The organism is Halobacterium sp. GSL-19, from assembly GCF_016917855.1.
Lineage (GTDB): Archaea > Halobacteriota > Halobacteria > Halobacteriales > Halobacteriaceae > Halobacterium > Halobacterium salinarum.
Genome location: NZ_CP070377.1, coordinates 204,636 through 215,995, shown reverse-complemented (window position 1 = coordinate 215,995; position 11,360 = coordinate 204,636). Strand labels below are relative to the sequence as shown.

Annotated in this window: 12 protein-coding genes; 7 read left to right on the top strand and 5 right to left on the bottom strand. The window is 68.5% G+C overall.

The features are described 5' to 3' along the window. Nucleotides 1-178 precede the first annotated feature (178 nt). On the top strand, nucleotides 179-559 hold the full coding sequence (locus JT689_RS02780; RefSeq protein ID WP_229373391.1) for a hypothetical protein: 381 nt from the start codon (nucleotides 179-181) through the stop codon (nucleotides 557-559). 58 nt (nucleotides 560-617) lie between these two features. Then, entirely contained in the window at nucleotides 618-1,010 is a 393-nt protein-coding gene (locus tag JT689_RS02775; protein WP_205251449.1) for a hypothetical protein, read from the top strand. Between the two features lie 45 nt (nucleotides 1,011-1,055). Here JT689_RS02775 and gatB read toward each other — a convergent pair whose 3' ends face one another. Continuing rightward, nucleotides 1,056-2,543 carry an Asp-tRNA(Asn)/Glu-tRNA(Gln) amidotransferase subunit GatB gene (gene gatB, locus JT689_RS02770; protein ID WP_205251448.1) on the bottom strand — a complete coding sequence of 496 codons (1,488 nt, stop codon included), beginning with the start codon at nucleotides 2,541-2,543 and terminating at the stop codon, nucleotides 1,056-1,058. A gap of 129 nt (nucleotides 2,544-2,672) precedes the next feature. Here gatB and JT689_RS02765 point away from each other — a divergent pair, with 129 nt between their 5' ends. The 3 genes from JT689_RS02765 to JT689_RS02755 are packed head-to-tail and all read left to right on the top strand — an operon-like array spanning nucleotide 2,673 to nucleotide 7,404. Continuing rightward, nucleotides 2,673-2,957, top strand: a complete 285-nt coding sequence (locus JT689_RS02765) for a hypothetical protein (RefSeq protein WP_205251447.1) — start codon at nucleotides 2,673-2,675, stop codon at nucleotides 2,955-2,957. Between the two features lie 21 nt (nucleotides 2,958-2,978). Then, nucleotides 2,979-6,551, top strand: coding sequence for a chromosome segregation protein SMC (gene smc / locus JT689_RS02760; RefSeq protein ID WP_205251446.1), 3,573 nt, complete (start codon nucleotides 2,979-2,981; stop codon nucleotides 6,549-6,551). Next, on the top strand, nucleotides 6,544-7,404 hold the full coding sequence (locus JT689_RS02755) for a ScpA family protein (protein ID WP_205251445.1): 861 nt from the start codon (nucleotides 6,544-6,546) through the stop codon (nucleotides 7,402-7,404). The genes smc and JT689_RS02755 overlap by 8 nt, the downstream gene beginning before the upstream one ends. A gap of 4 nt (nucleotides 7,405-7,408) precedes the next feature. On the opposite strand, the gene JT689_RS02750 is transcribed toward JT689_RS02755, so the two are convergent. The 3 genes from JT689_RS02750 to JT689_RS02740 all read right to left on the bottom strand — a co-directional run bounded on the left by JT689_RS02750 (nucleotide 7,409) and on the right by JT689_RS02740 (nucleotide 9,784). After that, the gene (locus tag JT689_RS02750; protein ID WP_010902206.1) at nucleotides 7,409-8,110 is read right to left on the bottom strand and encodes a hypothetical protein; all 702 of its coding nucleotides are present in this window, start codon (nucleotides 8,108-8,110) and stop codon (nucleotides 7,409-7,411) included. 72 nt (nucleotides 8,111-8,182) lie between these two features. Continuing rightward, complete coding sequence (mtnP, locus tag JT689_RS02745; RefSeq protein WP_205251444.1) at nucleotides 8,183-9,037, bottom strand: S-methyl-5'-thioadenosine phosphorylase; 855 nt, start codon at nucleotides 9,035-9,037, stop codon at nucleotides 8,183-8,185. A gap of 54 nt (nucleotides 9,038-9,091) precedes the next feature. Continuing rightward, nucleotides 9,092-9,784: a phosphoribosyltransferase gene (locus JT689_RS02740; RefSeq protein WP_010902203.1), complete on the bottom strand. Its 693-nt coding sequence runs from the start codon at nucleotides 9,782-9,784 to the stop codon at nucleotides 9,092-9,094. Between the two features lie 125 nt (nucleotides 9,785-9,909). Here JT689_RS02740 and JT689_RS02735 point away from each other — a divergent pair, with 125 nt between their 5' ends. Continuing rightward, on the top strand, nucleotides 9,910-10,062 hold the full coding sequence (locus JT689_RS02735) for a hypothetical protein (RefSeq protein WP_205251443.1): 153 nt from the start codon (nucleotides 9,910-9,912) through the stop codon (nucleotides 10,060-10,062). Then, nucleotides 10,059-10,964 (top strand): PhzF family phenazine biosynthesis protein, encoded by a 906-nt coding sequence (locus tag JT689_RS02730; RefSeq protein WP_205251442.1) that lies wholly within the window; start codon nucleotides 10,059-10,061, stop codon nucleotides 10,962-10,964. The genes JT689_RS02735 and JT689_RS02730 overlap by 4 nt, the downstream gene beginning before the upstream one ends. Here the strand turns inward: JT689_RS02730 and JT689_RS02725 are convergent, their stop codons facing one another. Next, complete coding sequence (locus JT689_RS02725; RefSeq protein ID WP_010902201.1) at nucleotides 10,965-11,354, bottom strand: hypothetical protein; 390 nt, start codon at nucleotides 11,352-11,354, stop codon at nucleotides 10,965-10,967. Between the last annotated feature and the right edge of the window lie 6 nt (nucleotides 11,355-11,360).

The window sequence follows — 11,360 nt, the reverse complement described above, 5'->3', positions numbered from 1 at the left end:
CTGGGACTCCGGGTAAAGATTTCGTACGCGAGAACCGCAGGCAAGCGTCGGGACAAGGCGCGCTCGGGCGTTCGCGATGCCGGGTGGCCGTGGGTGCGCAGGCGAGTGCTCGCGCGGCCGCTCGCAGCGCCTGCGATCGCACGAAAGAACTACCCCCATGGGTTGTCTCACCACGCGTATGAACCGCTACCAGTACGCTCGCGTTCTCGGGCTCGTACTCGCCGTGCTCGGGGCGTGTGTCGTCGCCCTCTCGTACCCGCCGCCGAGCTGGCTCGCCGCAGAAGCCGTGCTTCTCATCGCCGCCGGTGTGCTCATGATACTCTCCGGGACGCCGAGCGCGCTCCGTGACCGCGTCGGTCCCCACCGACTGCTCGGCGCGGGGAACGCCGTACTCGGCGCGTGGCTGGTCGTCTCCAAGCTGGGTGACACCGGAACCGACGCCGAGCTCGCGTACGCCATCGCCGTCGGGCTGGGCGGCGCAAGCCTTGCGTTCGTCGGGCTGGCGTACGTCTTCCGGCCGGGCGACTTCGGCCTCGGGTCGGACGGCTTCCCCGAGTGATGTCGGTCGGGTCCAGAGGCACAGCAGAGTTATCCCGACGCCGGCTGTCGTCGCCACCGTGACGTGGAGCGAAGCGACACCGGTGTTCGGGGCGTTCCTGGTGTGTCTCGGGAGCGGGCTGCTCGCGGTGTCGGCCGTCTCGGGCCACCCAGCCGGACTCACCGAACAGTCGGGGCTGCTCGTCGCGGCCGGCGTCGCGTTCGTCCTCGCTGGCACCCCGGAGAGACGCCCCGAGTTCGTCGACGAACACTGGCTCGCGGGTGCGGGGTACACCACACTCGGCGTGGTCATGCTCATCTCCGGATACACCAAAACCGGGTTTGGAGCCACGCTGGCGGCGGGGACCGGCACCGGCTGGCTGCTCGCCGGCTGCCTCAGTGTCGCTCTCGGTGTCGTCACTGGTGTGCGGCCAGCAGTCGTCGGGTCCGACCGGACGGACGCAGGATCGTAGCCGCCAGCGGCGGCGAAGGCGAGCGATGAGAGGTCGCGGCGAGGGTTACGCCTGCGCCAGTTCGTCGCGCAGCAGTTCGTTGACCTGGCCGGGGTCGGCGCTGCCGCCGGTCTTCGCCATCACCTGTCCGACGAGGAAGTTCAGGGCGTCGCCCTCGCCGTCGTGGTAGTCCGCGACGGCGTCGGGGTTCTCCGCGATGGCCTCGGCGACGGCGTCCGCGACCGCGTCCCCCGAGGTCTTCCCGAGTCCCTCGGCATCGACGATCTCGTCCGGGGCTCGGTCCTCGTCGAGCATCGTGCGCAGCACGACTTCCTCGGCGTTCTTCGCCGTGATCTCGTCCTCGGCGACGAGTTCGACGAGGCGTTCGAACTCGTCGTCGCGGTCGGCCACGTCGTCCAGCGAGAGGTCGCGGTAGTTGAGTTCGCCCAGAACGTTGTCCGCGACCCACGTCGCGGCGAGGGCGGCGTCGTACTCGTCGGCGAGTTCCTCGAAGAGGTCCGCGACGGCTTTCCGGGAGGTGAGCTTCGACGCCGTCTCGTCGCCGACCCCGTACTCGGTCCGGAAGCGCTCGCGGCGCGCGTCCGGCAGTTCCGGGATCGGGATCTCGTCTTTCCAGTCAGAGACCTCCAGGGGCGGGATGTCGGCCTCCCGGAAGTACCGGTAATCTTTCTCCTCCTCCTTGGAGCGCATCGAGACGGTGACGCCGCGGGCCTCGTCCCAGTGGCGGGTCTCCTGGGCGACCGCCATCCCCCGTTCGAGCTGGTTGCGCTGGCGCGTGGTCTCGTAGGCAAGCGCCTTCTGGGCGGCGCGGTGACTGGAGATGTTTTTCACTTCGGTCCGGTTCGCGGCTTCGAGCACGTCGTCGCTGGGACCGCCCTCGCCGGCGAGTTCCGCGCTGTCCACCATCGAGATGTTGGCGTCGACGCGCAGGCTGCCGTCGCGTTCGGCGTCGAAGACGCCGAGATACTCCAGGACCGACGTGAGCTTCGCGAGGAACGACCGGACTTCCTCGGCGGCCCGGAAGTCCGGCCGGGTGACGATCTCCATCAGGGGCGTGCCGGCGCGGTTGTAGTCCACGAGCGTGTAGTCGGCGTCCTCGATGCTGCCGCCGACGTGCTGGAGGCTGCCGGGGTCCTCTTCGAGGTGCGCGCGCTCGATGCCGATGGCGCGCCGTTCGTCGGCGGTGCCGACCTCGAGTTCGCCGTCCTGGCAGATCGGGGCGTCGTACTGCGTGATCTGGAACCCCTTGGGGAGGTCGGGGTAGAAGTAGTTCTTCCGGTGGAAGCGCGTTCGCTCGGGGATGTCGGCGTCGATCGCTTTCCCGAGTTTCACGGCGGCTTCGACGGCCCCCTCGTTCAGTGTCGGGAGCGCCCCCGGAAGCCCGAGGCAGACCGGACAGGTGTGCGTGTTCGGGTCTGCGTCGTCGGTGTCCGTCGAACACCCACAGAAGATCTTGGTGTCCGTCTCCAGTTGCACGTGGACCTCCAGCCCGATGATGGCCGTGAGATCCCGTTCGGCTGCCTGCGCACTCATTACCAACGGATTCTCGGTGCGTCCGCTTAGGAGTAACGAAGCCCCGAACCCACAACCAGTAGGACCGCTAATAGGTGTCTGACGCACGTCCGATACATCCTTTTACGTATCGAGGCCGGTTCCCAGGATATGAGCGACGACGCCACCGACCTCGAAGACCGAGTCGCTGAACTGGAAGCGACCGTGCGCGGCCTCACCGAGGAGCTGGTCGATGCGGGCGAACGCATCCGGGCGCTCGAAGCCGAACTCGACCAGCCACCGTCAACCGACGCGCTCAGGCAGGCCCGCGACCAGTCCGCCATCGAGCCGGCCGACGACCAGCCAGCCGACGGGACGGACGCCGACGACACCGAGGACGACGCCGCCACCGACGACACCGACGACTCCGGGCTCGACGACATCATCGTCGCTTGAGGCTGGCCGCCCCCTTTGCACATGTACATAGAGGAACTCGTCGTTGAGAACTTCAAGAGCTTCGCAGGGACCACCCGAATCCCGTTCTACGAGGACTTCACGACGATCAGTGGTCCCAACGGCTCCGGGAAGTCGAACATCATCGACGCCATACTGTTCGCGCTTGGGTTGGCCCGCACCACCGGGATGCGCGCCGAAACGCTCACTGATCTCATCTACAACCCCGCTCACGAGGGCGCTGATGGAGCCGCGGGGCCGACGGAGGCCAGCGTCGAAGTCGTGTTGAACAACGACGCGGGCGTGGTCTCCCGGTCGCAGGTGACCACCGCCGCCGGCTCCGAGAACGTCGGCAGCGTGGACACCATCACGATCAAGCGCCGCGTCAAGCGCACCGACGACAGCCACTACTCGTACTACTACCTGAACGACCGGTCGGTGAACCTCGCGGACATCCAAGAGCTGCTCGCGCAGGCCGGGATCGCCCCGGAGGGATACAACGTGGTGATGCAGGGTGACGTCACTGGCATCATCAACATGACCGCCGGCGAGCGCCGCGAGATCATCGACGAGATCGCGGGTGTCGCGGAGTTCGACGCGAAGAAGCGCGACGCGTTCGAGGAGTTGGACGTCGTCGAGGAGCGCATCGGGGAGGCGGAGCTGAAGATCGACGAGAAGCGCGACCGCCTCGACCGCCTCGCTGACGAGCGCGAGACCGCCCTCGAATATCAGGACCTACAGGAGGAAAAACAGGAGTACGAGGGGTACGCCAAGGCCGCCGAGTTGGAGGAGAGGCGCGCCGACCTGTCGTCGACGCGGGCGGACATCGACGAACAGGAGCGCGAGTTGGAGGGGCTCACCGCCGAGTTGGACGAGCGCCGCGACACCGTGGGCCGCATCGAAGCGGATTTGGCGGCGTTGAACGCCGAGATCGAGCGCAAGGGTGAGGACGAACAGCTTGCGATCAAGCGCGAGATCGAGGAGATCAAAGGCGAGGTGTCGCGGCTCGAAGACACGGTCGCGGCCTGCGAGGATCGCGTCCAGGACGCGGACGCCGAGCGCCGAGAGGCGGTCGTCGAGATCGACCGCAAACGCGAGCGGATCGACGCCCTTGAGACCGACATCAGGGAGGTGAAAGTCCAGAAGGCGTCGGTGACCGCGGAGATCCAGGAGCGCCGCGACGAGCTCGCCGACATCGAAGCCGAGATCGAGTCCGTGGACACCGAGTTCGACGAGCTGAAAGCCGCGCTCGCGGACGAGAAGACCGCCCTGGAGGACGCCAAACGCGAGCGCAACGACCACCAGCGGGAGCAAGACCGACTGCTGGACGAGGCCAAACGCCGCAGCGAGGAGCTGGCCGACGCCGAGGCCGACTTGGAGGACGCCCGGGCCGAGCTCCCCGAGGTGGACGCCACGCTGGACGAGCTCGCGGACGAACTGGAGAAGGCAACGCGGAACCGCGAGCAGATCGTCGACGTGGTCGAGGACCTCAAACAGGAGAAACGCCAGCGCCAAGGGGACCTCGCGGCGGTCGAGGACGAGCTGTCGGCGGCCCAAGAGGAGTACGCGCGCCTGGAGGCGCAGGCCGACCAGTCGGGAGACTCCTCGTACGGGAAGGCGGTGACGACGGTGCTGAACGACGACCGGGACGGCGTGCACGGCACTGTCGGCCAGTTGGGTGGCGTGCGCGAGCAGTACGCGACCGCCTGCGAGACGGCTGCGGGCGGGCGGCTGGCGAACGTGGTGGTGGACGACGACGGCGTCGGGCAGCGCTGCATCGAGTACCTCAAGCAGCGCAACGCCGGCCGCGCGACGTTCCTCCCGATCACCGAGATGCAGCAGCGGTCGCTGCCGAGCGCGCCGGCGATGCCCGGCGTGGTGGACTTCGCGTACGACCTCGTGGACTTCGACGAGCGGTACGCGCCGGTGTTCTCGTACGTGTTGGGGAGTACGCTGGTCGTGGAGAACATGGAGACCGCACGCGACCTGATGGGCGAGTTCCGGCTCGTGACGCTGGCGGGCGATCTCGTCGAGAAATCCGGTGCGATGACCGGGGGGAGTCGGTCGGGGTCGCGGTATTCGTTTTCGAAATCCGGGAAGGGGCAGCTCGAACGGGTCGCCGAGCGCATCCAGGGTCTCGAAGACGACCGCGAGGACTGCCGCCAGGAGGTCCGCGAGATCGACCAGCGCCTGGATTCGGCGCGGGACCGCCGCCAGGACGCCACCGAGCAGGTGCGGACGATCCAGGCCGACATCGAGGCCGCCGAGGCCGACCGGGAGGCCGCCGTGGAGCGCATCGCGGACCTCGAAACGCGCATCGAGGAGCTGCAGGACGAGCGCGAGGCCGTCGACGCGGAGATGCAGACCGTCGACGCGGAGATCGACGCACAGCAGGAGACGATCGCAGCCATCGAGGCCGAGATCGAGTCGTTGGAGGCGGAGTTGGCGGAGTCGAGGATCCCCGAGCTCACCGCCGAAAAGGAAGACATCGAGGCGACCGTCGCGGACCTAGAGGGTCGTGTCGACGAGCTCGATGGCGAGCTGAACAGCCTCACGCTCGAAAAAGAGTACGCCGAGGACGCCGTCGAGGACCTCCAGGCTGACGTGGCCGACGCCGAGAGCCGGAAAGCCGACGAGCAGGCGCGAATCGAGGCGTTGAACGGCGACATCGAGGCCAAGCAGGCGGAGCTCGCTGAGAAGGAGGCGGCGGTTGAGGACCTCGAAGCCGAGCTGGCGGACCTGAAACGCGACCGCGAGGAGCGCAAGGCCGACCTCAGTGAGGCCGAAGACGCCCGCGACGAGCAGGCGGCCGCGGTCGAGGACGCACGACACCGCCTGGAGCGCCTGCAGGCGGCAGCGCAGACGCTCAGCGAGGAGGTCGCGGAGCTGGACGACGCCGTCGGGGAGTACGATCCGGCGGAGATTCCGGACGCCGACGTGGTCGCCGAGAACGTCGAGCGCCTCGGCGCGCGCATGGAGGCGTTGGAGCCGGTGAACATGCTCGCGATCGACGAGTACGAGTCGGTCGCCGACACCCTCGATAGCCTGGAGGCGCAGCGAGCGACGCTCACCGAGGAGGCCGACGGGATTCGGGAGCGCATCGCGCGCTACGACGAGCAGAAGAAGTCGACGTTCATGGCGGCGTTCGAGGCGATCAACGACCACTTCCAGCGCATCTTCTCGCGGTTGTCAGCCGGCACCGGTGGGCTCGAACTCGAAACCCCCGACGACCCCTTCGACGGGGGGTTGACGATGAAGGCACAGCCCGGGGACAAACCCGTCCAGCGGTTGGACGCGATGAGCGGCGGCGAGAAGTCGCTGACCGCGCTGGCGTTCATTTTCGCCATTCAGCGCCACACCCCCGCGCCGTTCTACGCGCTGGATGAGGTGGACGCGTTCCTCGACGCGGTGAACGCGGATCGCGTCGGCGAGCTCGTGGACGAGCTTGCGGGCGACGCGCAGTTCGTCGTGGTCAGCCATCGGTCGGCGATGCTCGACCGCTCCGAGCGCGCCATCGGGGTGACGATGCAGGCTGACAACCGCAGCATCGTCACCGGCATCGACCTCTCGGCGCAGGGGGCGGTCACGGATGACTGATCGGGACGCGGTGCCGGTGGCCAGTCCCGGCCACGAGGAGCGGAGTGACGCCGACGGCGATGCGGTCGAGCCGGTGGCGGTGCTGGTGCGGTTGGCCGAGCGCGGCGAGATCGAGCCCTGGGACATCGACATCGTCGCGGTGACCGACAAGTTCCTGGCGGCACTCGACGAGGCTGATCTGCGGACGTCGGGGCGGGCGCTGTTCTACGCCAGCGTGCTGTTGCGGATGAAAAGCGAGGCGATGCTGGACGACGACGACGACGAGGACGCCGACGACGGTGACGACGAGCGCGCGCCCTGGGAGCCGCCGGACGGGGACGACGCACAGCCGGCGTCGGATCCGGTGGCGTCCCTGGAGGCCGAAATGGAGCGGCGCCTGGACCGCAAGCAGGCGCGGGGCAGCCCACGGACGCTGGACGAGCTCGTGCGCGAGCTCCGGGAGGCCGAGCGGGGGTCGTGGTGGAAGGAGTCCAGGGAGTACGACACCAGCGACAGCCCACAGGGGTTCCGGCGGGGCGTCAATGAGATGGAGTACCGCAGCGGTGACGCGGGCCGGATGGCTGACGAGCCAACCACCGCGGAGACGCTCGGGAACGCCCACGGGGAGGACATCGAGGCCACGATCACCGACGTCCGGGGGGCGCTCGCCGCGCAGTACGAGGCCGGCCGGGACGAGGTGTTGTACGCCGAGATCGCGGCTGCCGGGCCGTCCCGAGTGGAGACGTTTCTGGCGGTGTTGTTTCTCGCACACCGGGGCGCGGTCACGCTCGCCCAAGACGAGTTGTTCGGCGACCTCTGGGTGCAGGCGACCGAGGAGTTCCCCGCGCAGGCGGCGACAGTGCCGCCGGCGTGAGAGGCTACAGCTGGAACCAGCCGGTCTCCCGGCCGGAGCTGTGGAGGTGCCAGCGCTGGCGGGCGTGTTGGCCGGCCGTCGTTTCGATCTCGACGGTCGCGTCGAACAGCGGCTCGATGGTTCCGAGCACGTCGTCGTCGGCCGACGCCGAGACGTGGACGTGGCCCATGCCGTCGACGCGCCGGATCGCGCCACAGAGCAAGTGTAGGAACCGGAACAGCTCGGTTTCCGCGATGGTGCCGGCGGTGGTGGCGTCGATGTAGGTGTCGAGGCGGTCGAGGCAGACGCGGAGCTCACCCGGGCCGTCGGCGTCCGCAGCCACCCGGTCGATGGCGGCCTTGGTTGTGGTGTAGACGGCCTCCAGATCCAGGTGATCGGGGGCGCGCTCGTACCACTCCGTGGTGGCAGTCGGGCCGGTGGGGGCGGCGCTGGTCGTCGTGGTTGTGCTTCGCGTGTCGGAAGTGGCGTCGACGACGGCGAACGATCCGGGATCCGTGCGTCGTGGGCGGTGGCGCGTGAGGATCGTCGGAACGTCGACTGCTGTCGAGAGGAAGACGTGGCTGCGGTCGAGCTCGGGAGCGCCGAGCAGGCGCTCGCAGGCGGTGCCGTGGCCGGGCGCGTCACTGGCGACAAGCAGTGTACAGCCGCCGCGTTTCAACTCGGCGAGCTCCGCCGAGAACGCCTGTGCATCCACGTCACCCTGCATATACACTAACGAAGTCGGCTCACGTATTTACATTTTATGTCTACGGATTCGAATCTTAGTGTATTGTGACCGCTATATGTGGTCGCCGAGCAGCGGCGCGACGCGGTCGCGGGTCTCCTCGGGGATGGCCTCCGGGGGCGTGTTGACCGTGCCGTCGAGGCTGTGGCCGCAGTCGCAGTCGCGCTCGTCGGGCAGCGTCTCGATGGCGCGCTCGACGGTCGCCTTGATGGCGTCCTCGTTGGCGGCGGCGTTGGCGAGCACTTCGTCGAGCGTGACTTCGCTGTCCGCTTTCCAGACGTCGTAGTCGGTGACGCCGGCGACCGTCGCGTAACACATCTCCGCCTCCCGCGCGAGCTTCGCCTCGGGGATGGCGGTCATGCCGACGAGGTCCCAGCCCTGGGCCTTGTAGAACTCCGACTCGGCGCGCGTCGAGTACTGGGGGCCTTCGATGCAGACGTACGTGCCGCCCTGCTGGGTGTCGGCGTCGGTGGCGTCGGTGGCGGCGTCGTGGAGGTGCTCGACCATGTGCGGACAGTAGGGGTCCGCGAACGGCTGGTGGACGACGACGCCGTCACCGAAGAACGTCGCGTCGCGGTGGTTCGTCCGGTCGAAGATCTGGTCCGGGACGACCAGCGTCTGGGGGGACAGCTCGTCTCTGAGGCTGCCGACGGCGTTGGACGCGAGGATGCGCTCGACGCCGAGCTGCTTGAACGCGTAGATGTTGGCGCGGTACGGGAGGTTCGTCGGCGACCGCTGGTGGTCGGAGCCGTGGCGCGGCAGGAACGCCACCTCGGTGCCGGTGTCGCCGAACTCGCCGATGGTCACCGGCGCGCTCGGGTCGCCGTACGGCGTCGAAACGGCTGTTTCCCGGACGTCGTTCAGTGGCAGTGCGTCGTAGATGCCGGAACCGCCGATGAAGCCGATCACACCAGGATGTGAGCGGGCCCCACACCTAAACGATGCGGTGGCGGCCGGCGGGCGTCACACGAGCGCCCAGCGGTCGGCGTCGGTGGCGGCGAGCACGTCCCGGCGCACCATCTCGGAGCGGACTTCAGTGAGGCGGTCAGGCTGTGCGATCTCCATCTGGATGCGGTCGACGTCGTGGTAGTCCGCGAGCAGGTCGCGGATGCCGGCCGTGGTGTAGGGGCCGTCGTCGTCGGTGGCCATCACGCCGGCGATGATGTCGATCATGTCCTCGATGAAGTTCCAGGGGTAGACGATCCACGCCCACTCGTCGAGGCGTTCGCCCACGTAGTCGGGCTCGAAGGCGCTGGTCTGCAGCAACTGGAGGGTTGCCGTTCGGACCGCGTTGGCGTCCCGGTCTTGGACGTACTCGTGGGCGTGTTCGATGGAGCCGCCGGTGTCGGCGATGTCGTCGATGATGAGCACGTCCTTGTCTTCGACGGAGCCCTCCGGCATCGGGTACCGGACTTCGGGCTCGGCGGATTTCTCCGCGGTGCCGACGTAGTGCTCCATTTTCAGGCTCGTGAGGTCGTTCAGGCCGAGGAAGTCACAGAGACACCGGCCCGCGAACCAGCCGCCGCGGGCGAGCGCGACGACCACGTCGGGCTCGAAGTCGGCGGCTTTGACCTGGTCGCTGACGTCCCGGCAGAGTCCGTAAATATACTCCCAGTTGGTGATCGTGCAGTTGAAATCGTCCGGGAGGTCACTCATTGCGTGTCAGCACTCGCTCGCGTCGCTACTTAACGGTTTACAGGCCGGCCGAGCGGACCCTGGGCCCGAACCGAGCGCGCTCGGGCCCAGGAACGCAGAAGTGGCCTCCACCCGGGAGCGGGCGTATGACGGCACCACGACGGACCGCCTGCGGAGATCAGTCGGCGGCGGTCGTCGCGGCACTCGCAGGCTGGCTGGATCGGAGTGACGCCGCGGGGGGCCGGAGCGACGCGAGGAGGAAAACAGGCAAGCCCGAGGACCCCGAATCGGGGCCATGACCGAGACGCGAGCGCTGCTCGTGGACGCGTTCACCGACGACTCGTGTGCGGGCAACGCCGCGGGTGTGGTGCCGGACGCCGGGGGACTGACCGACGACCAGATGCAGGCGATCGCGGCCGAGCTCGGCGCCAGCGAGACGGCGTTTCTGCGGCCGAGCGACGCGGCCGACCGCCGACTCCGGTATTTCACACCGACCACTGAGGTCGACCTCTGTGGGCACGCGACCATCGCGAGTCACGCGCACCTGTACGACGACGGCGCGCTCGCCGCCGGCGAGCACACCCTGGAGACGAACGTCGGGGTGCTCGACATCGAGGTGGCCGAGGACGGGACCGTGTGGATGGCCCAGAACCCGCCGACGGTCCGCGAGGTGGAGCTGTCCTACGAGCGGGTCGCGGAGGCGACCGGGACCGAGGCGGCCGCGCTGCGGGGTGCCAGCGACGACATCCCGCTTGCGGTCGCCGACACCGGGCTGCCGTTCCTGATCGTGCCCATCACGTACCTCTCGGATCTCGGCGACGCCGACCCCGATTTCGATGCCGTCGAGGCGCTCGCCGACGACGTGGGCGCGGCGGGCGTCTACATGTTCTCGTTCGACGCGCTCGACCGGGCGTCGACGGCGCATGGGCGGGCGTGGGTGCCTGGTGTGGGCGTCGATGAGGACCCCGTGACGGGCACCGCGAGCGGGGCGGCGGGCGCGTATCTGGCGCGGTTCGGGGCGTTCGACGGGGACGCGCCGGCCGAGATGGTGTTCGAGCAGGGGCATTTCGTGGATCGGCCGGGGCGGGTTCGGGTGCGGGTCGCTGGCGATGCGCCGATGGTCGGCGGGCGTGGCGTGTCGACGCTCGACGGGACGCTGGCGGTGCCGGCCGAGACCGAGGAGGAGATCCTGGAGGCGTAGTCAGTCGTCGTCGCGCTTGAGCTCGCGGAGTTCGCGGTTGGCCGACTGGAGGTCGGTCTGCATGTCCGAGAGGCGGTCGTCGAGCACGCTGACGATGTCGGATTTCACGCGTGCGGTGTCGAGGGTGTCGTCGAGTGCGTCCTCGTGGGCGGCAGTGAGCGTCGTGTACAGCGCCCAGGATGCGCCGAACCGGTAGATGACGACGCCGGCGGCCGCGAGCGCGAGCCCGGGAACGGCGTCAGCGAGGTGGGGGCCGGATGGGAGACCGTGTTCGAACGCGGGCTGTGCGAGGACCCCGCCGTAGCCGATGAGCGCGAGCGCGACGATGCCGAGGATCGTCGTGGCGAGGAAGTATTTGCTTGAGTGTGTGGCGGCGCGTTTCGCGTCCATGCGCGG